Genomic DNA, 26693 nt, shown 5'->3' with positions numbered 1-26693 from the left:
GTACGGTGCCGGAAGGGCTTGGCGGGAGCGTACGAAGGTGGGTGTCAGGCCCCAGAACTCCGGCCGGCGTGGCCCCAGGAATGCCGCTACCGCCGGGAGGCCACTTTCCCGCCGCAGCGCCAGACTCCGCGAACCTGTCATACGGGGTCTAAAGATTGCTGGGAGGCGTCCGATGTTTAGTTATGAAGGCATTTCCGAAACATGGAGTCCTGCAGCGGGGGGTGGTACCTGGAGGTAGCATCGAAAGTCGGGAACAAGCCTCAAGGAGAAGCGACGGCTTTCGCTAGCGCCCCGGGAAGGGGCCGAAGCGGCGCGCCAGGGACGGCGCGCCGGGAATCCAAGGAAGGAGGCAACCCAAGGTGCGCATTAACCAGAACATCTCCGCGCTCAACGCCTACCGCAACCTGACCGTCACGAACACGGCGCTGAGCAAGTCCATGGAGAAGCTGTCCTCGGGCCTGCGCATCAACCGCGCCGCGGACGACGCGGCGGGCCTGGCCATATCCGAGAAGATGCGCGGCCAGGTGCGGGGCCTCGCCCAGGCCATACGCAACGCCCAGGACGGCATATCCCTGATCCAGACGGCAGAGGGCGCTCTTAACGAAACCCACGCCATTCTCCAGCGCATGCGGGAGCTGGCCGTGCAGGCAGCGAATGACACGAACACTGACGAGGACCGTACTCAATTGCAGGCCGAGGTAACCCAGTTGATCCAGGAGCTGACCCGCATCGCCAATAACACAGAATTCAATACCAAGAAGCTGCTTAACGGGTCCCTCGCGGGGACAGGGCTGATTTTCCACATCGGTGCCAATGCGGGTCAGACGGTCACGCTCACCATTAATAACATGACGGCCACCGGCCTAAGTGTTAATACCGTAAACATTTCCACGCAGAGCGGAGCCAATACCGCCATTTCGGCAATTGATACGGCTATCGAACAAGTTTCCACCCAGAGGGCCAACCTGGGCGCCATGCAGAACCGCCTAGAGCACACCATCAACAACCTGAGCGTGGCCAAGGAGAACCTGACCGCCGCCGAGTCCCGCATCCGCGATGTGGACATGGCGGAAGAGATGATGGCCTTCACCAGGAACCAGATCCTGATGCAGGCCGGTACGGCCATGCTCGCCCAAGCCAACCAGGTGCCGGCGGTGGTCCTGCAACTGTTGAGCTAGTTTTTTCGCGTTCTGGTGGCCGGCCGGCGCGGCCGGCCACCGCCACTCAAAGCCAGGTTGGCAGGGGGGCTGCGTGTCATGGTACGAAACGAAATCCATCGCCAGACCGAGGAACTGGTCACCAGCCTAACGCTTTACCTGCCGCGTCTGACCGAAGCGCTGCTTCGGGCTGCCAGTTCCATCCAGGAGGGACGCGAGGCCGAGGGCCTTTCTCTGGTAGCAGAAATGACGGAAGGCTTCGGCTGGGTGACCGAATCGCTTGACGTCTTGCACCAGGCTTGGGGCGAGGCGGCTCCGGAGGCGCATATGCACGTCGCTGCCCTGAATGAGAGGCTTTCACAGGCGCTGGCGGCAGTGGAGACTTACGATCTGGTGTTGCTGGCGGACGTTCTGCAGTACGAATTGGCCCCCGAGGTGGAGGCGATCGAGACATGGCTTTCCGGCCTGAGGCAGATCAACTGAACCAGGGTGTGTGGGAGCGGAACCTCAAGCTGCTGACAGGGTTAAACGCTGTGCTCGCGGAAAGAGCGGCGGCGTGGCGGCAGGCGTCACGGGCGGTTACGGTATTGCCCGCCAGATCCGGCGAGTCCACGGCGCGGCTGGAGCTAGGCGGCAATTCATTCTACCTGCATAGCCCCTACGATCCGCGTTCCGAGGCCCGACGTTGGGCGGAGGCCCTCGGGGGCGACTCTGAAGTACTGTTTCTCTTCGGTTTGGGCCTGGGCTACCATTTGGAGGAGTTTCTCGCCAGGCATCCCCAGGCCATCGCCGTGGTGGCCGAGCCGCGGCCGGAAGTCCTTGCCGCCGCCCTCGGCTCGCGCGAGATGGATTTCCTTTTCAGCCCCCGGGTTACGCTGCTGGTCAGCGCCGATCCTTCTGAGTTGGCGATAGCCTTATTGGGCTTCCTTTACCGTTACGCGCATAAGGCGGTTCAACTCCACTGCCTGCCCGTATACGGCCGCGTGTTCCGCTCCCACTGGGAAGAGCTGCAGGGCCGGTTCCAGGATCTTCTTCAACAGCAGCGGGTTAACGTGGCCACCCAAGTTAACTTTGCCCCGGTTTGGTTCAGGAACTTTGTCGACAATTTCATTAGCTACCTGGACAGTCCCGGCGTGGCCTCGCTTCGAGGAAGGTTTGCCGGCCGGCCGGGCATTATCGTTTCCGCGGGGCCCTCTTTGGAGAAGAATGTAAGACTGCTTCAGGCTGCGAAGGGTAGGGCCTTAATTATTTGCGCGGGTTCCACAATTAAGGTATTGAAGGCTCACGGCGTAGTTCCCGATCTCCTTGTCTCCGTGGACCCGGGAGAGGCGAATTATCAGCACTTTGCCGACCTAGACACCCGCGACGTGACCTTGGTGTATACCCCCGTGCTCTATCCGCGGATCGTCGCGGAGTATCAGGGTCGACTGTGCGCCATGGATCTGGATGTGTTTCCGTTCATGACGTGGCTTGGAGAGAGGATGGGAAGTGCTAAGGGTACGGTGGCCAGCGGGCCGTCCGTCGCGAATTCTGCCTTCGACCTGGCCTGCCAGCTTGGTTGCGATCCTATTATCTTCGTAGGCCAGGACCTTGCCTACACCAACGGTTTCACTCACGCCGCCGGGGCAGCCCACCGCGCTGAAGTGAGAGTGGAGGAAGGCTCGCAGGAGAGCCCGTATGTCTACGTGAAGGATATTTACGGAAGGGCAGTGCCTACCACCAGATCCCTCCACGCCATGCAGGTGTGGTTTGAACAGCGTATCCGCGCATTAAACGGCAGCAGGAAGGTTATTAATGCCACCGAAGGCGGTGCCATGATTGCCGGCACCGATGTATGCACTTTGCGCGAGGTTCTGGATCGGTATTGCCGTGACTATTTCGAGCCCGAGGCCATCATCAGCCAGGCGCTCGCGCAATGGGAGCCCCCTTCCTCCGCGCAGTATGAGGCCCTCCTTCGAACCCTTCACAGTGTGAAGGAGGAGGCGTGCACGGTAGACCGATTGGCGGGCGAGGGCCTGCGCACCGTACGGAGGCTGATGCTCAGGGGCCGCAAGGGCACGGTTACCGGCGAGGAACTGGCGTCGGCCTTGCGTCAACTCGCGAAGTTGGATCGGCGGATTACCCGTCTGGCCATGTTTCAATACTTTATTAGGCCTCTGATCTGGCATAAAGTAGAGGCGGCAAACAGGGTTTTGGCCGCCAGGGCCAACGAAGCGCAGAGTGAGGCCGCTAAGGCCCTTGGTGCGGCGAAGACGTACGCCACGTTCTTCCGTCCCGCAAGGCAGGTATCGAGGCAGATCGCTGAAAGTCTGGACAGGATGCGCAGCGCCGTCGAGGCGCGACTGTTGGTAACGCACAGTGTTGGTCGGGAAGAATTCGTGGAGGCAAAGTGAGCCTGCCAAGGAGAGGCATTGCATGGGGTTGCGGATAATCCTTAGAAAGCGAAGGGAACATAGCCCCTTCCGACGTGCCCTGTTGAGCATCATACGCCTGCCAGGAACGGATAGTCTCGTTCTATGCAGGGCGGTACCCCAAAGCGGGAGGACTAGGGATTATGGACTGTCCGGCTAAAGTGGTAGTGCGGAGAAGGATTCGCCACTATGGGGGTCAAATCAGTCTCACGGATAACACACGGCCAGTTGCGGACGCAGTAGCGATTTCTGCCGTTGAGGATGGGACTGCAGAAGTTGTATTGGATATGCAGGGTTGCTATTTCGCGGACGATGCTGCCAAGGCCAGCTTTGATCAGGCGGTGGCAGACCTCATAAATAGCCATCCGCACGGGCCGGATGATTTTGATGATGACGATCGAAATCAGCTAAAGGAACTTATCGAAGGTATTCTATGTGAGTACTTTGAGAGCGGAAGAATTGTTAGGTCGTAGAGGTCAGATTGAGACAGAGTAAGTATATGTCTGTTGGAGATCGCGTGTGACGATGGTAGTCCCCGGGAATTCGGTGTCAACGCTAAAGATCGAGTGCTGGCAAATCAAGGCCTAGGAGTGGTTGACTAGTGCGGGTGCTGGTTACCGGCGCGGGAGGGTTCATAGGTTCCCACCTTGTGGAGCGGCTGACCCAGGAGGGGTACGCCATGAGGGCCTTCGTTCACTATAATTCCCGCGGCCGGTGGGGGTGGCTGGAGGAAAGCCCGGTACGGAACGAAATTGAGGTCATCGCTGGCGACGTGCGCGACTACGACCTGGTCCGGCGGGCCGTCGAGGGCGTAAGCGTGGTGTTCCACCTGGCCGCCTTGATCGGAATACCGTATTCCTACCTGTCGCCGGTAGCTTACATAAGAACTAACGTGGAAGGTACCTATAACCTCCTCCAGGCTGCCCGGGAAGTAGGGGTATCGCGGTTTGTGCACACTTCCACTTCCGAGGTCTACGGCACGGCCAGGTACGTGCCCATAGACGAGGAGCACCCGCTCCAGGCGCAATCACCTTACGCCGCCAGCAAGATAGCCGCGGACCAACTGGCCCTGAGCTACTTTCGTTCCTACGGGCTACCGGTAACCATTGCGCGACCCTTCAACACCTTCGGCCCGCGCCAGTCCGCCCGGGCGGTAATACCTACGATCTTGGCGCAGGTTCTGAGCGGAAGAGAAACCATCCGGTTGGGTAACCTCCGTCCGACCCGCGACTTCAACTACGTGGTGGACACCGTGGATGGGTTCCTGGCCCTGGCCCACTGTGACCGTGCCGTGGGCGAAGTAGTGAACATCGGTAGCGGCCGGGAAACCTCTATTGGGGAAATTGTAGACATTGTGGGGAGGATTGTGGGCAGGGAGATCCGCGTAGCCGTGGAGGACGATCGCATACGTCCGGAGAAGAGCGAAGTGGAGTGTCTCGTGTGCGGGAACGCCAAGATCAAGGGGCTTACCGGCTGGCAACCGCGGCACTCTCTGGAGGAGGGCCTAGCCCTCACCGTGGAATGGATGGCGCACCACCTGGACCTGTACAAGCCCGAGATGTACAATGTGTGAAACCGGCTCGCGGGAGGGGCGGTGCATGTCTGCCGTGAGAGTGCCTCTGGACTGGCCGAACCTGGGGGAAGCAGAAAAGCGATACGTGACCGCGGCCCTGGAAAGCGGCTACGTGTCGAGCGCGGGGCCGCTGGTGCGGGAGTTTGAGGAGAGGTTTGCCGCCTATCTCGGCGTCAGGTTCGCGGTCTCTACGGTAAACGGCACCGCGGCGCTGAACCTCGCCCTGCGAATCCTCGATATTGGCCCGGACGACGAGGTCATCGTGCCGGCCCTAACCTTTGTGGCCACGGTGAACCCGGTGCTGTACGTTGGCGCCAGCCCGCTGGTGGTGGACGTAGATCCGCAAACCTGGAACCTCGACCCAAAAGCGGTGGCAAGGGCAATCACCGCGCGAACCAAGGCGATCATCCCCGTTCACCTCTATGGCAATCCGGTGGACATGGAACCCTTAATGCGGCAGGCGAAAGACCATAACCTTTACGTGATAGAAGATGCCACCGAAGCGCTGGGTGCTACCTATGGAGGCCGGATGGCGGGAACGCTCGGCGACGTAGGCGTCTTCAGCTTTAACGGCAACAAGATAATCACCACCGGCGGTGGGGGAATGCTGGTGACGAACAACCCGCATCTGGCGCGGCGGGCGCGGATACTGGTGAACCAGGGCCGTGACCCGGAGGAAACGGAGTACTCCCACGAAGAGATCGGCTATAACTACAAGCTCACCAACCTCCAGGCAGCTCTGGGCCTGGCGCAGCTGGAGCGCCTGCCGGAGTTCCTGGCTACCAAGCGGCGGAACGCGACAATCTACCGCCGGGAACTAGGCGGAATCGAGGGTCTTTGTTGGCAGCAGGAGACGCCCGGTGCGGAAAGCAACTGGTGGCTGTTCTCGGTCTGGCTGGACGAAAGGAGGTTCGGCGAAGACCGGCGCTCGGTCATGGGACGGCTCGGGCGGCACGGTGTCCAGGTGCGGCCGCTGTTCAAGCCCATACCCGAGCAGCCCTGCTACGTCGGCTTCTCCTTTCCCTCCTGCCCGGTCGCCAACCGAATATATGAGGGCGGGCTGAGCCTCCCCAGCGCGAGCTTTCTTACTCCGGAGGAAGTCGCCTATGTGTGCTCGGTGCTTAAGCTCAGGATATGATCCACTGTTGTCGTAACATGGTCCCCTGGGGAGAGAGTGGTGGGGTCATGAGATTCCTGATCATAGGCGCGGGTGGGTTTGCGAGAGAGGTAGCCATTTTGGCTCAGCAGTGTCTTCCGGACGGGAGCCGTATTCTAGGCTTCATAGACAAGGACAACAGCCGCGTAGGGGAGTACATGGAGGGTTTTATGATCCTTGGTACTCTCCATAGGTGGCTGAGTAACCATGACCCAGGAGGAGTCTTCGCAGTATGCGCTATCGGTGATCCGAGCGTGCGGGAACGCGTAGTAGGGGAAGTTTGTGCAGTCGGAATACGCTTTTCAACGTTAATTCACCCTGACGTGTTCATCGCTAGCAGCGTACACGTGGGTAATGGTTCCATCGTGTGCAGTGGTACTAAGGTGACATCTCGCGTAAGAATAGGCTCACATACGATAATTAACCTATGCTGCACCATTGGGCACGACGTAACAATCGGCGACTTCTGTACTATTGCTCCAGGTGTACACTTATCAGGTGGCACTACCGTGGGTGACTTGGCTCAAATCGGCACCGGCGCGGTGACGTTACCTGGCGTTAGCATCGGGCGCAGGGCTATCGTTGGTGCAGGTGCTGTCGTAACTAAGGACGTTCCCCCAGGTGCCGTGGTAGTCGGCGTCCCAGCAAGGGTGGTTCGGTGAGTGCAGAGAGCTCAATAGAGAATATCCGGGTTTCCCACATTTGGTGTCATTCTGCTCAGCCCGAGGAAGGGGTACGGTGGTCATGGCGGGCGCCGCCATCAACGCCGGCGCCGTCGTCGGTGAGAACGTGATAGTCAATACCGGGGCGATTATCGAGCACGACTGCCGGATCGGGGATTCTGCCCAGATCGGGCCCGGGGCCATAATCTGCGGCGGCGTGGTAGTGGGCGAGGGCGCCTTTATTGGCGTGGGTGCATGTATAGTTCAGAGCATCAAGATAGGGGCCCAGGCGTTTGTCAGCGCAGGTGCGGTGGTTACGAAAGACGTGCCACCAGGGGTGGTTGTGCGGGGAAACCCGGCGCGGCCGTGCCTTCGCGCTGGTCGGCGGTGAGGTGAGACGGTTGAAGGTGCTGGTTATCGCCCCTCATCCTGACGATGAGACGCTGGGAGCAGGTGGGACGCTGTTGAGACATATTGCTGCCGGTGACAAGGTCTACTGGTGCATCGTCACACTTGCCCTTGAGGATTCGTCCCAGCATTTTCGAAGTACAAGAATGGCTACGGTTGAGCAAGTCAGTAAGGCGTATGGCTTCGCTGACCGTTTCCTGCTTGACTATCCGGCCGGCAGTCTGGACATGGTTCCTATGCGCGGGATTGTGGACGACCTAGTGGCCATAATCCTGAAGTCCGAACCTGATATCGTTTACTGCGTTAGCGATGCCGATGTTAACACGGACCATGATATCGTTCACCGGTGCGCTATGGTTGCCTTAAAACCGGCTTACGTGCCTTCCGTCAAGGAAGTACTTCTATATGAGGTTCCCTCCAGCACCAATTGGGCCTTCCCGAATAAGGCGGCAAGGTTTGAACCGGATGTCTACGTTAACATAGAAGAAGTCCTGGAGCCTAAGCTTCGTATCTTGAGCCTCTTTGGCCCCGAGGTGAAGGAGTTTCCTCACCCGCGTAGTCTGCAGGTCGTGAAAAGTTTGGCGGCCTATCGGGGTTCTTCGGTTAACATGGCCTATGCTGAGGCCTTCCAGCAGGTACGGCGGGTGATCAGGTAATTAGGAGGTCTGTGCGCGATAGGAGTCGCCTCCTGGTATGGTGAGCGAGTATAAGCTGTTTATCATCGCAAATCCAGATGAGCCCAACTGGCGTGGTATAACTACGCCTTTCTGGAACCAATACCGAGTGGGTGCCCAAGTTGAAATCTTGATCCGGAGGCTTCTTGAGGCGCGCTTGCCGCAGGCGCAGGTTATAGTGTCCCTCCCTTACGACTATCACGATCGGCGCATAAGCGAGTTGGTGGCAAAGTACGGGATACACGTGCAGAAAGGGCCACCCGATACCGAGGAGCGCGAAAGAACAATTGCCCGGCAACTGGCGCCACATCAGGCTGCCTTGTTTCACAGGGTAGAGCACCCATTGGTCGATCGGGTACTCCTTCAGCGTCTGGTGGCGGAACTCTCTTCTTCCGTTACTAGCGAAGTAGTTCTAAGCGGCTTTATACCTGGCATGGCGCCTTATCGCGTCTTAACCAGTCAGCACGGAGAGCGCAGACAAGTTGAATTGGATCAGCTGGACCGGTGGCGCTTCGGAGCGGAGGTATCGGACGTCGAAAAGGTGAGGTGCTTCGCGTGGTTGGTAGAGACGCTACGGGAAAACGTTTTTTCTATTGGCCCGGAAGAGCTAGGGACTTTCTTAAGGTCTAACCGATATCAGGCATTGTATTTTGGACTGCCGCTCGAAGTCGTGTTTGTGGAGCGTTGCGATAACTGCGGGCAGGCCTTAGAACCGGGCCCTTGTTCGGACACGCTAGCCATGAATTCCTTTGTCCCTCAGGATGTACCGTACTACTGGGTGTGTCCGCATTGTGGGCTGGTACACCTCAATCCTCGGCCAGAAGAAAGCTCAATCGCCGCTCTCTACAATGTTGACTATGCCCTCTATCGTGGGAACAGAAGCAACCTTGTCAATCGCTGGGATTGGCAAGAGTTGGTTGATAGCCTTACCGAGCGTAGTGGGACCTTGTTGGACGTTGGCGGAGGGACCGGAGAATTGCGAGCGTTCATACCTTCCGGCTGGCGGTACGGCCTCTGCGAGATCAACTCTTCGGCAGCTGAACTTGCACGGGCTAATGGGGCAACTTTTGTTCACGTAGGCGACTTGGGTGCGTTGCCGCATTCTGCCCGCTGGGATGTCATAGCCATGATGCAGGTTATCGAACACCTACCCTTTTCCACATTTATGAGCTATATTGCTGCCGCGAAGAGGTTGTTGCGTAGGAACGGGAGATTGTACCTCAGTACGCCTAATGCCGGTTCGGCACTCACGCGGACTTTTGGGCTATCTTATGCGGGGATGCCGTATCACCTTTACCTTTACACGGAAACGTCGCTTCGAACGATCATTAATCAACGTTTTACTAACGCAAGTCTCACTGTAGAGCTGGGAAACGCCGTCGGGTTGCCAGGCTGGGTGAGCCACTGGCAAGGTGCCGCATTGTCGCAATCGCTTCGGAGATTGGCGGGCCAGCGCGAGTGGGTGCTTGCCCAGCACGACGACTGCTTATTTGCAACGCTCAAGTTTTGAAGCCCGCCGAACACGCTGGTGCTCGGTACGATCAGCCCTCATTGAACATGCCGTAAGAGGAGGCGCTCCGGGTGCGCAGGGTTAGAGTTCTACTGACGGCTACAGGCGGCTTGGCCGGGTACTCCCATTACAACCTGCTGGCACGTATGAAGTCATATAGCGCCGACGTGATCCCCGCGGATGTAAGCACCGATTTCAACTACAACCAGTTTCTACGCAGGCGGGTGCACCTGCTGCCCCGAGGAGAGGATCCCGCGTTCATTGCTCAGCTGTTATTACTGTGCTTGCAGGAACGCGTGGATGTCGTCTTTCCTTGTAGCTCCACTGAGGTGGTTCCCTTGAGCCGAGCCGCAGCCTCGTTTGCTGCCTCAGGGATAAAGGTAGCCGTTTCCGACAACGCCGAACTTCTTTCGATCGCGATTGACAAAGTGGCCACATACGATACCTTGATGAAGATTAAAGGCATGTCCTCCTTCATCCCCACCTACAAGGCGTTTGTCGGTAGGGAAGGCTTGCGCCAGGCTGCGGAAGCACTTGGCTATCCGGAGCGCGATGTTGTATTCAAGCCAAGGTACTCTCAAGGCGGGCGGGGATTAATCATAGTCTCCGCCCACCCTGACGTTTTTCTGAACTCGAGAGGCCCCGGTGCCCTTAGGCTGGAGTGGCTGCGAGATCTAATAGACGACGGATCTAGACAGGGATTTCTGATGGAGTACCTCCCTGGGGAAGAGTATAGTGTTGATGTCCTGGCTGACCGAGGGGAGGTTAAGATTGTAGTGCCGCGTCAGCGTCTCACGGTTGTTGATGGCAAGTGTGCGTACACCAAGGTAGTCAGGCACGACGAGCTAGTCGATTGCACGCGGAAGATCGTCGGTGCTTTTCACCTGTCGTACATTGCTAATCTGCAATTTAAGGAGGATCTGTATGGGCTACCGAAGCTGCTGGAGGTGAATCCGAGGGTACCGGCGGGTCTTGCAATGGATCTTGCGAGCGGAGTTAACATGTTCGAGGAAGCCCTTAACCTTATTTATTTGGGCGAAGTGACACAGAGGCCGGAACGGTGGGATGTACCATGCGGCCGATTCTTCCGGGAGCTTTATCAGGATGAAAACAACGGTGGGAACGGGCGATAGCCACCTTCACACTATGTATTCGGATGGTGCGAGTACTCCGGTTGAGATGGCGCGAGCAGCCGAAGAATTCGGGTTGCGCTTCATAGTTTTTGCCGACCATGCGCGTAGAAACAGCACTTATGTGGAAAGATATTGCTTTGCGCTAGAGACGTTGCGAGCCAGCTGTAAGTGTGTTGCTATTAAGACTGGGCTTGAGGTCAAATTTCTTAACGCCGAAGGCGTAGTGGACTGCAAGCCGGAGTGGATACCTCTGCTGAACTGCCTCATTGTGTCCTTTCACTCGTTTCCTCAAGAGGCCTTTATGGTCCACGGGAAACAAGCGTTTAAGTCGATCTGGTTTAGGACCGTGCAGCGTTTTGGCGAGAAGGAGGTACCGCTCTTAAGGACCTTAAATCCGGACCTCGAGCTGGTGCTGGGCCATCCCTTCAGTATGTGGAAGAGGTGGGGCTTGGAACCGGGTCAGGAGGAAATCGCGGATCTCGTTGCGATCGCTAACTCCTACGGTTTTGCCTTGGAAATTAACGTTAATCCCAAGCATTTTCCGGGCTTTGACTATGCTACAATTGTGCCCAGAATGTGTCACCGCTATACGTACGGGTCGGACGCCCATTCGGTAGAGGAGCTAAGGGTATTGGCACCCCGAATTCTTGCCATGCAGCATCTGGGCCGTGTTGGGGGTGAGCTCGGTGCAGAGGGTCCTGGCGGTAACAGGAATCCGCTCTGAGTATTTTCTAATGGAGCCGTTGCTGGACGAACTAGTGGCAAGCGCACGCTTTGACCTATGGATTGTGGCAACTGGCGCGCACTTAAGTCACCGTTATGGATATACTGTTGAGATTATTGAACGGCGGTTCGGCTCGGTGGAGAGGATACTCTCCTTGTTTGATAACGACGAGCCGCTTGGCAGGGTTAAAGGGCTGGGCCTTATCGTAATGGAACTCGCAGAGGCGGTCAGACGGCACGACCCCGATATCCTCCTCACCTTGGGCGACCGCGAGGAGGCGCTGGCGACAGCGATAGTGGGCAATTACATGAATGTCCCGGTTGTGCACTTGGGCGGAGGGGATCGGGTACTCGGTAATGTAGACGATCATGTTAGGCATTCGGTTACAAAGCTCGCTCATATACACTGCGCGTTTACCAAACGCAGCGGCCAGAGGATTATTCAGATGGGCGAGGAGCCATGGCGAGTGCATGTGACTGGTTCCCCTGGTCTTGACGGGATTCGTAAGGAGCCGTGGCTCAGTTTGCAGGAGATAGAGGACGCGCTTGGTATTCACCTGGGTGACAGGTTCGTTGTGCTAATTCAACACCCCATATCTTCAGAATACCAGCAAGCGGCAAACCAGATGGATATCACTCTGCGGGCAATATGTTCGCTGCGGGTACCCACAGTGGTTGTTTACCCGAATTCGGATGCGGGTACTAGAAAGATGATCGAGACAATAGACTTATATGCTCAAGCCAACGATTTTATTCACCCCTTTCCTAATCTGCCCCGGAACGTATTCGTTAATCTGCTTAGGCATGCTACGTGCCTGATTGGCAATTCGAGTGCCGGTATTCACGAGGCTCCCTACTTGAGACTTCCCGTGGTAAACATCGGGAATAGGCAGTCCGAGCGCGAACATTCCACCAACGTAGTGTACGTCCCCTTCGACGTCACCTCGATAACTGCCACTGTTAGTCGGCTCTTGTGCGACGAGCATTACCGCCAGCAGCTTTCTGATTGTCTTTCGCCTTACGGCGATGGCTACGCAGTGCCCCGCATACTCGCGGTGCTGGATGGCGTTACGAGGAATAGCCGGGTTCTGTATAAAGACTTCGTTGACCTGATGGTACCAGGTCCGCGAGACGAAGTCGTTGACAGTTTCGAACAGTAGGCGTGGTAAACCTGGGGCGATTCCTGCCGTATGCTCGGGCAGGGGGGTCCTCTTTCCGCAAAATGAGGATTTGGTTCGGCTTTGGCTTTGCCCAGGCGTGCCACTGCTCATGACCATGGGAAGAGAGGTGCCTCTTCCATGTGGAATAGGGTGTTCATAATCGCCGAAGCGGGCGTAAACCACAACGGCGACCCGGAGCTGGCCAGGCGGCTGGTGGACGCCGCCGTCTATGCCGGCGCGGACGCGGTGAAGTTTCAGGCCTTCAGGGCGGAAGAGGTGGCCACGGCGGCCGCCGAGCGGGCGGCCTACCAGCGAGCCAACGAGCCGGAGAGGGACGAAAGCCAGCTGGAGATGATCAGGCGCGTCGAACTGGGCCATGAGGAGCTCAAAAAAGTCTTCGATTACTGCCGGGAGAAGGGCATCACCTTCATTTCTTCGGCCTTTGACCTGGAGAGCGTGGACTTTCTGTGTGATTTGGGAGTGCCCTATCTCAAGGTACCGTCCGGTGAGATAACCAACTATCCGTACCTGCGCCATGTGGCCGGGAAAGGCCGGCCGGTAATCCTTTCTACCGGCATGGCCACCTTGGGAGAAGTAGAGGGCGCGGTTAACCTGCTGCGCTCTGGGGGCTGCGGCGACATCGTGCTCCTCCACTGCACCACCAATTACCCCACGCCTCCTCAGGAGGTCAATCTGCGGGCCATAGAGACCATGCGCCGCGCCTTCGGCCTTCCGGTAGGCTACTCCGACCACACCCCGGGCCCCGCGGCGGCGGTGGCGGCAATAGCCTTGGGTGCCGTGGCGATTGAGAAGCACCTTACCTTGGACCGGAACCTGCCCGGCCCGGATCACCGGGCCTCGCTGGAGCCGGAAGAATTCAGGACCATGGTGAGGTACATAAGGGAAGTCGAGGTCTGCCTGGGCGACGGCCTAAAGCGGCCTACCGCAGGCGAGCTGGCCATAATGCCGGCCGCTCGTCGCAGCTTGGTCGCCAGGCGGGACATCGCCGCCGGAGAGGTCATCACCGAGCAGTGCCTGGCGGTGAAGCGCCCGGGTACGGGCATTTCGCCGGTCTACTGGGATCTGGTGGTGGGTCGCCGGGCGCGGGTTGACATTCCGGCCGGCACGGTCCTGACCTGGGACATGGTGTAGGCAAGGGGGGAGAGGCAGTGGGTTTCAGGGAGGACAAGCTTCAGGAAGTCATGGCCGAACCCGCCGAGCCTCTCGCCAGGGTGCTCCCGCGCATGGATGCCGCCGGTCTTCAGGTAATGCTGGTAGTAGACGCCCGGCGGCGCCTTCTGGGGATCGTGACCGACGGTGACGTGAGGCGGGCCCTGCTGAGAGGCGAGACCCTCAACGCCCCGGTAAGCAGGATCATGCATCCGCAGCCCAAGGTGCTGCCGGTAGGAACTCCTCTCCAGGCCGCCCGGGAAATGATGCTGGCCTACAGCATCCGCCACGTTCCCTTGGTGGATGAAGAAGACCGCGTGGTGGATCTCCTGCTTTGGGTCGATCTCTTCGGCCTGAAGCGCCCGGCCCGCCCGGAGCCGGTAGTCATCATGGCGGGCGGGAAGGGGGCGCGGCTTGACCCGTTTACCAAGATACTTCCCAAGCCCATGCTGCCTCTGGGAGACAAGCCCATCGTCGAGGTGATCATGGACAGGCTCTACGACCAGGGCTTCGATCGCTTCATCCTCACCCTCGGTTATAAGGCCGAGGTGGTGAGGCTTTATTTCGCCGAGGGTAACGGCAGGCCGTATCAGGTGGAGTTCGTACAGGAGGCCGATCCCCTCGGGACGGCGGGAGCCTTGGGGCTTGTCCGCCAGAAACTAGAGGGCACCTTTGTGGTCACCAACTGTGACGTTATTCTGGAAATGGATTATTCCAGCCTGCTGCGCTATCACGCCGACCGTCGGCACCAGGTAACCGTGGTCGGCTCGCTCCGCGACTTCACGGTTCCCTACGGTGTCCTGCAGATCGAGGGTGAGGAGCTTTCCGGCATTGAGGAGAAGCCCAGCTTTCACTTCCTGGTAAACGCGGGCGTCTACGTGCTGGAACCGGCGGCGCTGGAGCTGGTTACACCGGGTGTGCCGCTGGACATGCCGGAGCTGATCCTGCGGGCCAAGCACCACGGTCTTAAGGTCGGCGTGTTCCCCCATCACGGGCGCTGGTTTGACGTGGGCCAGTGGGAGGAGTATCGCCAAACCTTGAAGGCATTGGACTTTTCTGGGTAGGTGGCCGCCGTTGTATCAGGGAAGGTCGGTGCTGGGGTTGATACCGGCCCGGGCCGGGTCGAAGGGTTTGCCGGGCAAGAATCTGCGGCGGCTGGCCGGCAAGCCGCTGATTGTTCATACCATCGAGGCCGCCCTCGGCAGCGGGGTGTTGGACTACCTACTGGTGTCTACCGATAGCAGCGAGATCGCGAGCGTCGCCGCGGCGGCCGGCGCTGCGGTTCCCTTCTTGCGCCCCGCTCACCTGGCCACCGACGAGGCCAAAGGCATAGCCGTCGTGCATCACGCCATGGCCTGGTGCGAGTCCGCCGGTATGCGCTTCTCCTGGGTAATGGTTCTTCAGCCTACCAGTCCTCTGCGCAGCCCGGAAGACATCAGGAACGCGTGCTCGCTAATGGTCGAGCGGCAGGCCGAGGCCGTGGTTTCGGTATGCGAGGTCGATCACCACCCCTGGCTGAGCAACACCCTGCCCGAGGACGGGTGCATGGACGGTTTCCTGCGGCCGGAGGTGCGGAGCGCCAACCGCCAGGAGCTGCCGAAGTACTACCGCCTTAACGGCGCGATCTACCTGGCGGACTGGGGCTTCATCCGCAGCCGCGAGCACTGGTACGGACCGCGCACCTATGCCTACGTGATGCCGAAGGAGAGATCGGTTGACATTGATGATGCCGTTGATTTCGCCTTGGCAGAGGTGCTGGCGGCGCGTCTGAGCGTCGGGATCGAGGCATAGACCGACAGGGAGGAAACCGATTACCCGGCGCCTGTTTGTGGCGTTACCAGAACCTGCTCGGTAGGATCTTGTCAGGTGCCCGGGACAGGGCAACGGGTCGGACCGGCGACGACATCCGGGCCTGCCTAGCCTACGCGCGGGCTCTGGTCGGCAATGAGGACCTGAGTGCGGTACGCGTGGAGGGAGCCCGTTGAGGTTCCTCGTGGATGTTTGGGCGGGTACAAAGCTCGCGATATGGCTCCGGGAGTTGGGCCACGATGTGGCGGAGGTTAGGAGCCGCAACCCCCAGATGGGAGACGATGAAGTCCTGCAGTGGGCGGCAGAGGAGAAGCGCGTGGTTGTGACGGTAGACAAGGACTTTGGCCAAATAGCGGCACATGGGGTCCGGATCGGTGTTGTTCGATTGCCGGACGCGTCGGAGGCAACAACGGCGGCTTGCCAGGAGTTTCCGCAAGCGGGTAAATGACGGGCCGCGGCCGGCAGGCCTGCTCCCCGGACCTGAGGCGCAGGGATACGACCGCCGCCGCGGCTGCGAAGAGCTTTCAACCCTGGAGGAGGCAAAAGCCGGCTAGCCCAGCAGGCCCTCCACCAGTACGCCTTTCTCGCCCTCCCATTCCGCCAGGGACAGGCGCAGGCCCTCCTTGGAGATGACCGCCCTCTTGGGCAGGTATACGGTAATGCCCTCGACTTCGACCCGGTTGTACCTGTCCGCCGGGTCCGGTGCTCCCACGTATACGGCGGCCTCGCCCCTCATCCTGCCGCAGGTGCCGCAGACCTGCATCTGCACGGTAATGGTGTCGGAAAACTCGCGGATGAAATCTTGCGCCTCCGGGGTGATTTCGACCTTGAGCAAGACTGTTACCTCCTTAATTAGTCGGGCGGGAGAGGGCGAGCCCATTGCGGCTCCACGCCTGTTTCTTTCCTGGCCGTTCCGACCTGCCGCCGGGACCCGCCTGACCCGGACCCGTATCAGGCGAGCAGGCCCCTGACCAGGATGGCCTTGTGGGCTCCCCAGCCGGGTTCTCCGCTCATCTGCGGTCCCTCCGAGTCTCAGAATATCAGACAAAAAGGGATTAGGCAAGCAGCCGGCGTTCTAGTCGATGGAAAGTGAAAGGCTAATCCTCTTCGGGCAGGTTGGCCCGCAGGGCGGCTATGAACTGCTCCACGTCGCGGCGAAGGGCGGCTGCGGTTGGGGGCAGCTTGAGCAGGAGGTCGCGCAGCTTCTCCGCACTCAGGTTGAACCCGTACACATTTCGGAACAGGTGCCGGAAGGCGCGGAAGTCGTCCAGCCGTTGTGCCGTTTCCTTGCGCAACACTGCCGGGCGAACGCCGGGAATGGTGAGGGTCATCTGGCGGAGTAGGGCATGGTGCCAGGTGGGGCCTTCGGGCAGCTTCTCGTCTAGTTCGCGGGCTATAGCTTGGAAGAGGTTTTCGGCGGCCACGTAGAAATCGTGGAGGACGGAACCGATGGCCCTCAAGGTGAAGGTGTCCCCGGCGGGAAAGGCAGGTGCCCGGGACTTTGATCCTGTACGGCCGGCGGGCCAGTACCCCTTTTCGCGTAGTTCCTGCTCCAGCCCGGCGATGTTGTTCAGTTCTTCTTCCAGCCGGCTTATAAGCAGGAGAAGCTCCTTCCTGGTCATAGACGCAGCCCCTCCCGGGTGGCGCGGGCCAACAGCGAGGGCGAGGCGTCTTCTGCCGGAACCAGGCTGACGGCGAAAGGCGCCGCCAGCTCCTCCGCCTCTACCAGGGACCGCCAGAAGTTACTTCCCTTAGGAAAGCCCTCCACCAGAAGGTCTATATCGGACTGAACGGTGAAATGCCTGCCCCAAACCAGGGAGCCGTAGAGGTACACCTGCCCGGCGCCGTAATGTCTCTTGAGGTGGGAGGCTACCGCCTTGGCCTTTTGTAGGGCCAGAGCGCGCCTTTCCTCTTCAGCTCGCTTCTTGATCGCGGCTCGTCGGGCCCACTCCCGGCGGATGGCTGCCCAGGCGAGGTCTCCGTCCGGCGGCATAATAGTGCTCTGCGGCCGCCTTTTCTCCAATTCTGATGTCCTTCGGGGCACCACCGCGCCATCACTCCTCTGGACGGGGCCTTTTTCACCCCTTGCCGCCCGGCCACGCGCTCTCCTCTGGGTGATCATATCACCGTCCCGATCGGAAAACAACCGGCCCCGGTGGGCGGGCCCACATCGTAATGCGGGGCCGCGGGTGGCGGCGTCAAAGTTGGGCAAAGAGGACCGTGGGATGCCGGCTAAGCCTCCGGGCTGGCGCTACTCTGCCCCCAGCTTATGGGCTAGGCCCAAGAGGAACCGGCGAAAAGCACTGATCTCCTCGCGGAACCGGTTGTAGACGGCAGGGATCCGGTTCAGCAACGGCCTCAGCCGCTCCCAATCCAGCATATACCCGTATACGTTTCGGAATACGTGCCGGAAGCGCAGGTACTCGTCCAGGGTGCGCGCCAGGCCTTTGGAGATTACCGGTGGCCGGACCTCGGGCACCTCCAGCGTCATGCGGTTAAGAAGCTGCTTGTGCCATTGGAGAGTTTCCGGCAAGCTCCCGTTTATATCTCCGGCGATGAGTTCAAAAACGTCCTCTATGGCGGTGTAGAAATCGTGGACCAAGCTGCCGAGGCCCCGGAGGTCAAAGGCCGTAGGCGGGGTGCGGGCGAAATCCTTCGCCTTGGCTTCGGCCTCCCGTACGGTGATGTCTAAGGCCTCCAGGAGGCGGTCGAGCTGGGCGACGGTTTCCAGGAGGCTCTCCCGGCTACGGGCCTTCACGGCGCGGCTCTCCTTCCGGTTGGTCACGGCGGGCCAGGAGCCGGCCCTGCTGACGCACCGCCTCGGCCAGCCAGGGCGGGCAGGCGTCGAGGTCGATTAAGTCCAGGTCGAATTCCTGGTCCGCGTTTATCTCCGAGAGGATGCGGAAGTACTCCCGGGCAGGCAGGCGCCGGGCCGCAAGGTCTATGTCCGAGCCGGGCCGGAAGCGGCCCCGGGCCAGGGAGCCGAACAGCCAAACCTCGGCGGCCCCGTACCGCTCCACCAGGGTCGAGGCCACGCGCCTGGCGGTTTCCTCCGCCCGGGCGGCGAGTTCCCGTCCCCGGGCCTCCTCTTCGGCCAGGCGCCTCTTCCACGCCTCGGCGTAGGCTTCCACGTCTGGGTACTCCACTGTCGCTTCTCCTTCGTTACCGAGGGGTACAGACCGGCTATGGCCTGTCGGACCGAGTGTTGGGCCAGGGAGGCTCCTGCTTCTTCCGGCATGCCATCCTGTCCCCCTCCCGAGGTCATCGTACCACGGGAAGAGCGAGCAGGCAACGGGAAAACATCAATTGAAGGCCTGCCTGGGCCACGCCCGGACGCCGGTGTCCAAAGCGGGCGCCGCGGGGTAGAGTTTGACGAGCCTCTAACCCCCGAAGAAGCGAAGGCAAGTGAAACGGCCTGGCAGGCCTACCTCGCCGGTTTGGACAAGGGAGAACCCCTGGAAAAAGTGAGACAGGAACTCCTGGAGGAAGAACGTGGCTGAGTGGCAGGTGGTCATCCTCCGGCCGGCCCGGCGCTACCTGGAGAAACTGCCCCGAAAGGAGCAGGAGCGGATACTGAATGCTCTCCAGAAGCTTCAGGAAAACCCGTGGCAGGTGCCGGTCAAGCCTCTCAAGGGCCGACCGGAATGGAGTCTGCGGGCAGGAGACCGGAGGGTGCTGATTATGGTGGATAGGGAGCAAAGGTGGTTTGTTGTCACCGCCATAGGGCCGAGGGGAGATGTCTATTGGGCAAGAGCCGCTAAGCCGTCTATCCGGCCAAGGAAGAGCCACCGAAACTGTTAGGGGGAGAGGAGTAGGGTGGCCCAGGTATAAAGGCCGTTAGTTAATCTTCTTAAGTCAAGGTGGACATAAGGGAAGCAGAAGGACGTGGCGAAACAGGGAATACTGCTCAAGAACGTTAAGGCGGTGACGCGCAATATCGCCATTGCCGGTAAGCAGCGCTCACCGTAGCCAAGGCGCAAGTGTGTCACCAGGCTGGCACCCTGGCGGTCTTTTTATTGCGGGTTAGAAGGGTTGCGGCCCCGGGGCTTTCGGTTCCGGTTGCATCACGGTTGCATCAAACCGGCTCCTGGGGACTGTTGGCAAACCCGCAAGCCCTTGACTTTCCTGGTGGGGCTGACAGGATTTGAACCTGTGACCTCCTGGATGTGTAAATTCCCCCTGGTATAATTTCCTGCCTGCTGGGACGCCGGCCGAGGCCGCTACCGCTACTCCGGCCCCGCCGCCCGGCCCGCGACCTGCCCCACTCCCTCCCGTCCTGGGGCGGCGGTTTGGGCACGCCCTACCTGGACTGGGCCCGCCCCACCTGGAAAGGCCAAGATTGGGACGCCATCCGGCGCGGGGGGAAGTAACATCCTATCCCTACCTCCATTCTTCGCCGTAACGTTCCAGAGGCACGACAAACGGGAGGCCGTTTCTCACGGCGTTGTAGAGCCCGCGGTCGCCGGTGACCATCCTGCACCCCAGGATTTTCGCCGCGGCCACGTAGGCGGCGTCGTAGGACGTAAGGCCGTACTCCTTCGCGAGCGCAAGCACCTGCCGGGCGTTCTTTTCCACGCCGACCCAACGGATTTCCAGGGCGAGGAAGTGGTCAACCAGGTTGTCGAGGAGGGGGTCACCGATGCGGCTTCGTCTTCTGGCGACCAGGCAGGCGTTGATAAACTCCAGAGCCAGCAGCCTCGGCGCCCAGAGGTCCACCCTGCCGGTGGCGTAGTCTTCCATCAGCCGCAAGGCCTGGGGAGCCTTTTCGTCGGGGAAGCAGGCGGCCAGGATCACGCTGGCGTCTACTACCAAGTCTTTAGTGCTCATGGGTGCCTCTGGTTTCAAGCTCGCGCCGGGACTCCCGGTAGATTTCCTCCGCCGTCAGCCCCGTGCCCGCGGCGATCCGACGGAGCCTGCGCAGGGCCAGGTAGCTCTGGATTCGCCTCATTCTGGCGTATTCCCTGTAAGGAACAACGGCGGCCACCGGGACACCCTTCTTTTCGACGATGGCACCCTCGTTATTCTCGGCGCGCCGGACAAGCTCCAGAAACCTCGCTTTCGCCTGGCTTACGCTTATGGTCATCACGGATGACCACCTCCAGTAAAGGCATTATACCCTAACTTTCAGGCAAAAGCAAGCGCGCTAAGTGGAACCGGCGGTTACAGGTGTTACAGCTTCCTCCAACAACGTCAAGGCGGTCACGGTCCCCCTGCGGGAGACGGCCCCCGTCCCCATAACTGAACACCTCATTCGCGTCTTCGTGCCCTACCCGGACCGGCTTTCCCGGTCCGGTCCGAATGGGCAGGTTAAGCGGTCCTGAAGGACCGCCGGACACACGCGCGGCAGTGCCGCGCGCAGCTTAGTTAATTTAGGGCGGACATTTTACCGGAATATAAGTCATGCGGGCGGGAATTTGACCGGACAGTATTCCGACACGTCCTGCCGTTTTTCGATATTCATCTCCGGAGGTGATACCGGACATGCGGCAACATGGGAGGTTTAAGCGCCGCCTAGACATCTGGATGACCGACGACCTTTACGTTGCGCTTCAGGCCGAAGCTACCCGCCGGGGTTTATCGGTGGCGAACCCAGCGCGGGATTTTCTCGCCCAAGGCCTGGCGGAGCGCGCCGTAATAGAAGGACGGGACGCGTTGGACCGTGCCATAAGGAGGGCGATTAAACCACCGAAGACACCCTGCGGCAGGGCAACCAGGAGGAGCTGGCCCAAAAGCTTGCCGCTTTGGCCGCCGCCATGCCGGGGAAGGGCCGCGCAGCCCTGGCCTACATGCCCGAGCCGGTCAAAGCCCGGGCCAGGGAGATCGCGGACTGGCTGCTCCGGCAACCCGGCTTCGCCAAGTCTGCCAACCGGTACGCGGAGCTGGCCCGCGAACTCGCGTCGCACTACTCCCGGAAGCCTCAGACTTTGGATCAGGCGGCCGAAAAAGCCTATACCGACCTTCGGAATCGGGTGGCGCAGAGCGTAGTCCGGGCCGCTGCGGCCCTCAACCGGGCGGGCCGGGAGGACCGGGCGGCCCAGGAGCCAATCAGCCGGTCCCTCTGGCGCGCCGCCTGGCGCGGGATCGAGCGGGAGCGGCTGCGCGCGGAGGCCCAGGCGGAGCTGGCAAGCGCTCGCGAGGCGGCCCGGGCGGAGGAGAGGGCCCGGGAAGAAAGAGGGAGGTGAGGATATGCCTTTCGTGTTACCGTTTTTGCTTTGGCCGTTCGCCCTGCTTTTCCTTCTGGTATGGCTGGTCAGGCGCAAGGTGCTGACCTGGCAGCGGGTCCTGGTACTATGGCCGATCTTTGCGATCATGATAGCGGACCTGGCGCTCACCCCTGTTTTGTATCTGCTTCCGAAAACCGTCTGGCCGCCGTTGAAACCCGCCATGCGCTACCCGGAACTCCTGGCCTATCTGGCCAAACCTTTGGCCGACGGCCGGATGCGCATATGCCACATGGTATGGGATCTATGGCGGGAGCACCCGCCTGGCTTCTGGTTCACCCAGATTCCCTGGGCGCTGGTCGCCTTCCCTCTCCTGCGCTGGGCCTGGCGGAGCGGCTGGCCCGCCAAGCGCGGGGAACCCGAGGCGGCTAAAGTGGCCACGCACGGGTCCGCCCGCTGGGCGGCGGCCCAACGAGCTCCGCGATACGCTGCAGCAGGTGAGCTGGGACAAGCCCGCCGCGGCGGGTGTAGTAGTGGGCTCAAAGATCGGCCGGGCCTGGGTGACCCGTTGGTTTATCACCACTACATCCCGGAGAGGATCGACCAGAAGGAGGCGGAACGCCTCAACGCCTACCTCTTCGGCAGGTCTTCCAAAAAGAAAACCCGGTAGGTGCGTTCCACCGGGCAAGCGGGCTTTGCGGATTTCGGTGACGAAAATGTGACGAATTCCCAGTTTTTACCTTTATCACGATCTACCGAAACCGCGAAGCCTTGACATTGCTGGCTTTCCTGGTGGGGCTGACAGGATTTGAACCTGTGACCTCCTGAATGTGAGTCAGGCGCTCTCACCACTGAGCTACAGCCCCGTGTGCCTTCCTGGTGGACGTGACGGGATTCGAACCCGTGACCTCTAGAGTGCGATTCTAGCGCTCTCCCAGCTGAGCTACACGCCCACCGCGCAGCTTCATTATAGTGCACTGCTCAGGCCGAGTCAAGCTTTCCCGCCTACGAGCGGCCAAGGCTTCTTCCTCGGAGGTGAGCTTCCGGCCGGCCGAGCGGTAGCCAGCCCGCTACTGTAGGCCTACTCACTCTATTCCCTCTTGGGCGCAGGCTTCGGCTCAGGCGGCTTCAGTAGGGGGGCGCTTCTGCCATTATCCTAATCTGTCCTAGATGACCCTGGAAGAAGCGGACGGATCATACTTAAAAGGGTCCCATTATGGTTTCGTAGGTCTTGGTGGCCAGCAGCAACTCCCGTATCGTATCGTGGTTGAGGGCCGCACCAAAGGCATCCCGGTTCATGGCCGACCACCTTCGGCCGGTCCGAAGCAGGAATACCCCCTAGCACAGGGAATAAGAAGGACAGAAGAATCTTTTGAAGGGGGTTACAGCCTTGGATATCCGGGAGATAAGGGCCGCCATGGACGAAAGAAGGCTGGCCGCTTTGGAAACCCTGGGCGCCGTGGTCAAGTGGCTTAAGGAGACCAAGCCTTCCGAGATCTTCTACATCGAAGGCGAGGGCAAGGGCAAGACGCCGGCACCCACCATGAGCGACGAGCACCTGCGGGTGATCTGGCAGCGCTGGGTAGCCAAGGCCAGCGACGTGCTGGAGCGCAGTGCCGTCATTCCCGACCTGCTGTTGGGTGATTTGGAGAAGCTTTTCAAGGAGAAGGATTCCGGTGCCCCGCCGACAGGAGCACCTTAAGGCGGCCCGGGCCCTCCTGGGTCACGCTGACCCCTTGGTCCACCTTCTGATGGACCGGGCCATCGAAAGGCTGGGGCCGCGGCACCGGTACGTCAGCCATAACGCCGAATACGTCCGGATGATCCGGCACCTCCTGGGTGAAGAAGCCGCCTTGGAGGCCACCTTGCACCTCCTCCAGGACTGGGGTTTGGTGGATCCCCAGGACTACGCCTTCTTCTCTCCGCCGCGCCGCCGCAGCCTTGCCGGGCACCGAACTCGGGGTGGGCGAGGGTGAAGACGGGCCGAAGGCCACGGGGCGGAAGCCGCGACGGCGCCGTCACCCACGGCGGGAACTGTTCGGTCCCCGGAGCGGGAACGGTTACGCCGACCTGGCCGCCTACGATGCCGACGGTAACGGGTGGATAGACGAGGCCGATCCGGTGTTTACCCGGCTGCGCCTCTGGTGCTGGGACGGCACGGGAGAGGCCAGGTTCCTGGCCCTGGGAGAAGTGGGGATAGGGGCCATTTACCTCGCCTACGCGCCCGGCGCCTTTAACCTCCGGGACGGCCAGAACCAGGTACAGGGAAGAATCCGGCGAACCGGCATCTTCTTCCGGGAGGACGGCACCGCCGGCACCACCCACTGCCTGGATCTCATAGTATAGGACGGGGTTAGACGAGGTGGCGGGGACCTCCTTTCCCTTCTCCCCATCCGTTCGCCACAGGTTCCTGAGGGTTTCCGTGGTCGGCCTTTTAACCTTTGAGGGGTCTGAGAGCCGTTGTTCGTCGCCGGCCCCCCGTTTCCGAAGATTCTAGTGCGGGGTGAGGCGGAAAGTGACTTGGTTTACGTGGGCGATACTGGCCGCGTTCTTTTGGGGTCTGGGGCCGGTTTTTGCCAAGATGGGCTTGGTCAAGAGCGACCCGTTCGCCGCCCTATTCGTGCGGACCTTGGCGGTCCTGGCGGCCCTATCGGTGGTCGGCGCGGCCACGATGAGCCTCGGGGGCCTGAAGAACCTTGATTGGCGCATCTGGGCCTTGCTGGCGGCAGAGGGGTTGGCCGCGGCGCTGGTGGGGCACTTTGCCTACTTCCAAGCCCTCAAGGTGGGGCAGGTGGCGAACGTGGCCCCGGTGGTGGCCGCCTACCCCCTAGTAGCTATGATGTTGGCGGTGCTGTTGCTGGGCGAGAAGATAACCTTAGGCCGGGGCCTGGGAGCGGCGCTGATCGTTCTGGGTATATGGCTGATCGGGAGGGGCTAGGCCGGGGAGGCCTGGAAGTGGTGCCAGGCATCAGAAGAACTGGGCAGGGGGGTTTTTCATGACCAAGGATACCGGCGGTACTTTGGGGCCTACGGCGGGCGGGAGCCGGACAGGCCGGCGAGATTGGCTTTGGCGGCGGCGGGCCTGGCTGGTAGCCCTAGAAATAGCGGTCCTTGCGCTGCTGCTCTGGTACCTGCGTACCTGGTGGCACGCGCCGCTCATGTTCTGTTATACCCATCCGGCCGTTTTCGAGGCCCTCGCCATCTGGCTGGCGCTCCACTTCCTCTGGTTTCGCCGGCGCTGGACCGGCGTCAAGATTTGGGAGTACGAAAAGAAGGACGATAAAGGCCGGAAGACCGGGGAACGGGGACAGATGCGCTTCCGCACCCTCTGGCTTTCCTACTGGGTAGTGCTGCCGGTCTTGTTGATTTTTCTGCCCCTGCTGGCCCAGGTGGCCCGGCAGTTGGACATCGTTTCCCGGGTGGAGTATCACCGGATCGAGCGGTTGCCCGACGCCACCGCGAACCTGCGGCTCATGCCCGAGGTGGTGGCCCGCCGTTACGCCCGCGACGCCCTGCAGTTGAGCCAGTACAAGCTGGGGACCGAGCACATAGCCCGGATCAACGGCAAGCTTTGCTATACCTTTCCGCTGGTGCCGGACGGCCTGGTGCTGGTATTCACCGCCAAGAACGCCGGCATGGCCTACGTGGACGCCACCACCCAGGAGCGCAACTCGCAAATGGTTTGGAAGCAAATGCGGATCGGCGAGGGGATGAAGGTCACCGACAGCCTCTGGTGGAACCTATTCCGGGTGCGCTACTGGGTCAACACCGAGGAGACGTACTATATTCCTAAGGACGGCGAGATCTATACCGTAGCTCCCGCCATCGCCTATGACTACGGCTTCCGGTGGGGGCTGGTCTACGCGGTGCCGGTTTTCGCCGGCTCCTTTGTGGTGGATACCCAGGGCCACATCGCCCTGGTGCCGCCGGCGGAGGCGCTCTCCCACCCGGTGCTCCAGGACAACTTGATTTTCCCCGAGCATCTGGCCCGCACTTACGTGGATGCCTACCAGTACAAAAACGGGGTTATCAACCGCTTCTTCCTGCACCGGGACCAGATTGAGATCCAGGACGTGGGGGAGAACAAGCAGCCCTTCCTCCTGGATACCGCGGAGGGCCTGAAGTGGTTCATAAGCACCGAGCCCTACGGCCAGAGCCACGGCATTTTCAAGATCTTCCTGGTGGACGCGCGCACCGGCCGGATCGAGCTTTTCGAGCTGCCCGAGGACCAGGTGCTCACCGGCCCCATTCGGGCCCTGGACTACGTGCGCCGGGCCAACCCCCTGGTGGACTGGAGCCTCTTCAACATGGTGGAGCCGCTGCCCGTGGTCAAGGAGGGCGTGCTCTATTGGAAAACGGCGGTTATCCCCCAGGACTACGCGGGCGTGGCCTATCAGGCTTTTGTGGACAGCCGGAACAACAGCGTGGTGGAGCTAGAAACCGATGCCGAGGTGGCCGCCTTCCTGGCCGGAAGGCCGGTGCCGCCCTCCGGTCCGGCCGGGGCGGTGCCGGAGGCCCGAGAGGATTTGGTGCGCCAGATACAGCAAAAGCTAGAGGAGATAGAGCGGTTGCTCGAGCAACTGAAAGCGAGAGAGGATGAACGCTGAAAGCAGGTGAGCTATATGGCCGAACCCCGTAAGGTGATCGTTCCCGTGCAGGGGATGCACTGCGCCGCCTGCGCCGCCCGGGTGGAGAAGGCCCTGGCCAAGCTGGAGGGCGTGGAGGAGGTCAGCGTTAACCTGGCCACCGGCAAGGCGGCCCTGACCGTCGATCCCCGCCGTCTCGAGACCGGCCGACTGGTGAAGGCGGTGGAAGAGGCAGGCTACCGGGTGCCCGAGGAGACGGTGGTGCTTAACATCGGCGGGATGCACTGCGCCGCCTGCGCCGCCCGGGTGGAAAAGGCCCTGGCCGGGCTGCCGGGAGTGGTGCGGGCGGGGGTGAATCTCGCGGCGGGTAAGGCGGCGGTGAGCTTTGTTCCCGGAGCGG

30 protein-coding genes, 2 tRNA genes and 2 pseudogenes are annotated in these 26693 nt (G+C 60.7%); 25 read left to right on the top strand and 9 right to left on the bottom strand.

All coding sequences use genetic code 11. The features are described 5' to 3' along the window. Positions 1–359: 359 nt before the first annotated feature. From NUV99_04290 to NUV99_04215, 16 genes are all read left to right on the top strand, one after another. On the top strand, positions 360–1178 hold the full coding sequence (locus tag NUV99_04290) for a flagellin (GenBank protein ID MCR4419341.1): 819 nt from the start codon (positions 360–362) through the stop codon (positions 1176–1178). 78 nt (positions 1179–1256) lie between these two features. Next, positions 1257–1640 (top strand): hypothetical protein, encoded by a 384-nt coding sequence (locus NUV99_04285; GenBank protein ID MCR4419340.1) that lies wholly within the window; start codon positions 1257–1259, stop codon positions 1638–1640. After that, positions 1610–3550: a DUF115 domain-containing protein gene (locus tag NUV99_04280; protein ID MCR4419339.1), complete on the top strand. Its 1941-nt coding sequence runs from the start codon at positions 1610–1612 to the stop codon at positions 3548–3550. Before NUV99_04285 ends, NUV99_04280 begins: the two co-directional genes overlap by 31 nt. 161 nt (positions 3551–3711) lie before the next feature. Then, entirely contained in the window at positions 3712–4041 is a 330-nt protein-coding gene (locus NUV99_04275; GenBank protein MCR4419338.1) for a hypothetical protein, read from the top strand. Between the two features lie 128 nt (positions 4042–4169). Beyond that, positions 4170–5141, top strand: coding sequence for an NAD-dependent 4,6-dehydratase LegB (locus NUV99_04270; protein ID MCR4419337.1), 972 nt, complete (start codon positions 4170–4172; stop codon positions 5139–5141). Positions 5142–5166: 25 nt separating this feature from the next. Continuing rightward, the gene (locus NUV99_04265) at positions 5167–6279 is read left to right on the top strand and encodes a LegC family aminotransferase (GenBank protein ID MCR4419336.1); all 1113 of its coding nucleotides are present in this window, start codon (positions 5167–5169) and stop codon (positions 6277–6279) included. A gap of 762 nt (positions 6280–7041) precedes the next feature. Further along, complete coding sequence (locus tag NUV99_04260; protein ID MCR4419335.1) at positions 7042–7350, top strand: hypothetical protein; 309 nt, start codon at positions 7042–7044, stop codon at positions 7348–7350. A gap of 16 nt (positions 7351–7366) precedes the next feature. Beyond that, entirely contained in the window at positions 7367–8023 is a 657-nt protein-coding gene (locus NUV99_04255) for a PIG-L family deacetylase (GenBank protein MCR4419334.1), read from the top strand. 40 nt (positions 8024–8063) lie between these two features. Next, the gene (locus NUV99_04250; GenBank protein ID MCR4419333.1) at positions 8064–9551 is read left to right on the top strand and encodes a class I SAM-dependent methyltransferase; all 1488 of its coding nucleotides are present in this window, start codon (positions 8064–8066) and stop codon (positions 9549–9551) included. Between the two features lie 71 nt (positions 9552–9622). After that, positions 9623–10684 (top strand): ATP-grasp domain-containing protein, encoded by a 1062-nt coding sequence (locus NUV99_04245; protein ID MCR4419332.1) that lies wholly within the window; start codon positions 9623–9625, stop codon positions 10682–10684. A gap of 46 nt (positions 10685–10730) precedes the next feature. Then, positions 10731–11408, top strand: a complete 678-nt coding sequence (locus NUV99_04240) for a hypothetical protein (protein MCR4419331.1) — start codon at positions 10731–10733, stop codon at positions 11406–11408. After that, on the top strand, positions 11371–12567 hold the full coding sequence (gene neuC / locus NUV99_04235) for a UDP-N-acetylglucosamine 2-epimerase (GenBank protein ID MCR4419330.1): 1197 nt from the start codon (positions 11371–11373) through the stop codon (positions 12565–12567). Before NUV99_04240 ends, neuC begins: the two co-directional genes overlap by 38 nt. A gap of 138 nt (positions 12568–12705) precedes the next feature. After that, the gene (gene neuB, locus NUV99_04230) at positions 12706–13719 is read left to right on the top strand and encodes an N-acetylneuraminate synthase (GenBank protein MCR4419329.1); all 1014 of its coding nucleotides are present in this window, start codon (positions 12706–12708) and stop codon (positions 13717–13719) included. A gap of 17 nt (positions 13720–13736) precedes the next feature. Next, positions 13737–14801 (top strand): nucleotidyltransferase family protein, encoded by a 1065-nt coding sequence (locus tag NUV99_04225; protein ID MCR4419328.1) that lies wholly within the window; start codon positions 13737–13739, stop codon positions 14799–14801. A gap of 10 nt (positions 14802–14811) precedes the next feature. Continuing rightward, a complete protein-coding gene (locus tag NUV99_04220) occupies positions 14812–15528 on the top strand; it encodes an acylneuraminate cytidylyltransferase family protein (protein ID MCR4419327.1) in 717 nt (238 codons plus the stop codon). Between the two features lie 190 nt (positions 15529–15718). Then, the gene (locus NUV99_04215) at positions 15719–15994 is read left to right on the top strand and encodes a DUF5615 family PIN-like protein (GenBank protein ID MCR4419326.1); all 276 of its coding nucleotides are present in this window, start codon (positions 15719–15721) and stop codon (positions 15992–15994) included. Positions 15995–16096: 102 nt separating this feature from the next. On the opposite strand, the gene NUV99_04210 is transcribed toward NUV99_04215, so the two are convergent. The 5 genes from NUV99_04210 to NUV99_04190 form a co-directional block, all read right to left on the bottom strand. Next, on the bottom strand, positions 16097–16381 hold the full coding sequence (locus NUV99_04210; GenBank protein ID MCR4419325.1) for a hypothetical protein: 285 nt from the start codon (positions 16379–16381) through the stop codon (positions 16097–16099). Between the two features lie 262 nt (positions 16382–16643). Beyond that, a complete protein-coding gene (locus tag NUV99_04205; GenBank protein MCR4419324.1) occupies positions 16644–17168 on the bottom strand; it encodes a hypothetical protein in 525 nt (174 codons plus the stop codon). After that, positions 17165–17569, bottom strand: a complete 405-nt coding sequence (locus tag NUV99_04200; GenBank protein ID MCR4419323.1) for a nucleotidyltransferase domain-containing protein — start codon at positions 17567–17569, stop codon at positions 17165–17167. Before NUV99_04200 ends, NUV99_04205 begins: the two co-directional genes overlap by 4 nt. Positions 17570–17797: 228 nt before the next feature. After that, positions 17798–18304, bottom strand: a complete 507-nt coding sequence (locus tag NUV99_04195; protein ID MCR4419322.1) for a hypothetical protein — start codon at positions 18302–18304, stop codon at positions 17798–17800. Continuing rightward, positions 18291–18692 carry a nucleotidyltransferase domain-containing protein gene (locus NUV99_04190; protein ID MCR4419321.1) on the bottom strand — a complete coding sequence of 134 codons (402 nt, stop codon included), beginning with the start codon at positions 18690–18692 and terminating at the stop codon, positions 18291–18293. The genes NUV99_04195 and NUV99_04190 overlap by 14 nt, the downstream gene beginning before the upstream one ends. Positions 18693–19038: 346 nt before the next feature. On the opposite strand from NUV99_04190, the gene NUV99_04185 reads away from it, so the two are divergent. Then, a complete protein-coding gene (locus tag NUV99_04185; GenBank protein ID MCR4419320.1) occupies positions 19039–19347 on the top strand; it encodes a type II toxin-antitoxin system RelE/ParE family toxin in 309 nt (102 codons plus the stop codon). A gap of 579 nt (positions 19348–19926) precedes the next feature. Here NUV99_04185 and NUV99_04180 read toward each other — a convergent pair. Together NUV99_04180 and NUV99_04175 are read right to left on the bottom strand one after the other, a co-directional pair. Beyond that, on the bottom strand, positions 19927–20373 hold the full coding sequence (locus NUV99_04180) for a type II toxin-antitoxin system VapC family toxin (GenBank protein MCR4419319.1): 447 nt from the start codon (positions 20371–20373) through the stop codon (positions 19927–19929). After that, a complete protein-coding gene (locus NUV99_04175) occupies positions 20363–20629 on the bottom strand; it encodes a type II toxin-antitoxin system Phd/YefM family antitoxin (GenBank protein MCR4419318.1) in 267 nt (88 codons plus the stop codon). Before NUV99_04175 ends, NUV99_04180 begins: the two co-directional genes overlap by 11 nt. Before the next feature lie 915 nt (positions 20630–21544). Here NUV99_04175 and NUV99_04170 point away from each other — a divergent pair. Both NUV99_04170 and NUV99_04165 read left to right on the top strand, forming a co-directional pair. Next, positions 21545–21706, top strand: a pseudogene (locus NUV99_04170) (chitin-binding protein). A gap of 26 nt (positions 21707–21732) precedes the next feature. Further along, entirely contained in the window at positions 21733–22377 is a 645-nt protein-coding gene (locus NUV99_04165) for a hypothetical protein (protein ID MCR4419317.1), read from the top strand. A 120-nt stretch (positions 22378–22497) separates the two neighbouring features. On the opposite strand, the gene NUV99_04160 is transcribed toward NUV99_04165, so the two are convergent. Together NUV99_04160 and NUV99_04155 are read right to left on the bottom strand one after the other, a co-directional pair. Continuing rightward, positions 22498–22573 (bottom strand) — tRNA-Val (locus NUV99_04160). Positions 22574–22584: 11 nt separating this feature from the next. Then, positions 22585–22660 (bottom strand) — tRNA-Ala (locus NUV99_04155). 437 nt (positions 22661–23097) lie between these two features. Here NUV99_04155 and NUV99_04150 point away from each other — a divergent pair. From NUV99_04150 to NUV99_04125, 6 genes and pseudogenes are all read left to right on the top strand, one after another. Continuing rightward, complete coding sequence (locus NUV99_04150) at positions 23098–23409, top strand: hypothetical protein (protein ID MCR4419316.1); 312 nt, start codon at positions 23098–23100, stop codon at positions 23407–23409. Continuing rightward, positions 23384–23683, top strand: a complete 300-nt coding sequence (locus NUV99_04145) for a hypothetical protein (protein ID MCR4419315.1) — start codon at positions 23384–23386, stop codon at positions 23681–23683. Before NUV99_04150 ends, NUV99_04145 begins: the two co-directional genes overlap by 26 nt. Beyond that, the gene (locus NUV99_04140) at positions 23670–24053 is read left to right on the top strand and encodes a hypothetical protein (GenBank protein MCR4419314.1); all 384 of its coding nucleotides are present in this window, start codon (positions 23670–23672) and stop codon (positions 24051–24053) included. The genes NUV99_04145 and NUV99_04140 overlap by 14 nt, the downstream gene beginning before the upstream one ends. 169 nt (positions 24054–24222) lie before the next feature. Then, a complete protein-coding gene (locus tag NUV99_04135) occupies positions 24223–24645 on the top strand; it encodes an EamA family transporter (GenBank protein ID MCR4419313.1) in 423 nt (140 codons plus the stop codon). Positions 24646–24703: 58 nt separating this feature from the next. Then, the gene (locus NUV99_04130) at positions 24704–26314 is read left to right on the top strand and encodes a hypothetical protein (protein MCR4419312.1); all 1611 of its coding nucleotides are present in this window, start codon (positions 24704–24706) and stop codon (positions 26312–26314) included. A 15-nt stretch (positions 26315–26329) separates the two neighbouring features. Next, positions 26330–26683 (top strand): annotated as a pseudogene (locus NUV99_04125) (copper ion binding protein). The last annotated feature ends 10 nt before the right edge of the window (positions 26684–26693 follow it).

It is taken from the genome of Clostridia bacterium (genome assembly GCA_024653205.1).
In the GTDB taxonomy this organism is placed as follows: Bacteria; Bacillota; DSM-521; order Neomoorellales; family SLTJ01; genus JANLFO01.
The sequence above is the reverse complement of the archived record's forward strand: the minus strand, read 5'-3'. Positions and strand labels throughout refer to the sequence as shown.

Bases quoted from the DNA above. Each gene is read 5' to 3' on its own strand.
- NUV99_04285 (MCR4419340.1), top strand. From the start codon at position 1,257: ATGGTACGAAACGAAATCCATCGCCAGACCGAGGAACTGGTCACCAGC.
- NUV99_04280 (MCR4419339.1), top strand. From the start codon at position 1,610: ATGGCTTTCCGGCCTGAGGCAGATCAACTGAACCAGGGTGTGTGGGAG.
- NUV99_04275 (MCR4419338.1), top strand. From the start codon at position 3,712: ATGGACTGTCCGGCTAAAGTGGTAGTGCGGAGAAGGATTCGCCACTAT.
- NUV99_04265 (MCR4419336.1), top strand. From the start codon at position 5,167: ATGTCTGCCGTGAGAGTGCCTCTGGACTGGCCGAACCTGGGGGAAGCA.
- NUV99_04260 (MCR4419335.1), top strand. From the start codon at position 7,042: ATGGCGGGCGCCGCCATCAACGCCGGCGCCGTCGTCGGTGAGAACGTG.
- NUV99_04240 (MCR4419331.1), top strand. From the start codon at position 10,731: ATGGCGCGAGCAGCCGAAGAATTCGGGTTGCGCTTCATAGTTTTTGCC.
- neuB (MCR4419329.1), top strand. From the start codon at position 12,706: ATGTGGAATAGGGTGTTCATAATCGCCGAAGCGGGCGTAAACCACAAC.
- NUV99_04205 (MCR4419324.1), bottom strand. From the start codon at position 17,168: ATGACCAGGAAGGAGCTTCTCCTGCTTATAAGCCGGCTGGAAGAAGAA.
- NUV99_04180 (MCR4419319.1), bottom strand. From the start codon at position 20,373: ATGAGCACTAAAGACTTGGTAGTAGACGCCAGCGTGATCCTGGCCGCC.
- NUV99_04175 (MCR4419318.1), bottom strand. From the start codon at position 20,629: ATGACCATAAGCGTAAGCCAGGCGAAAGCGAGGTTTCTGGAGCTTGTC.
- NUV99_04165 (MCR4419317.1), top strand. From the start codon at position 21,733: ATGCCTTTCGTGTTACCGTTTTTGCTTTGGCCGTTCGCCCTGCTTTTC.
- NUV99_04130 (MCR4419312.1), top strand. From the start codon at position 24,704: ATGACCAAGGATACCGGCGGTACTTTGGGGCCTACGGCGGGCGGGAGC.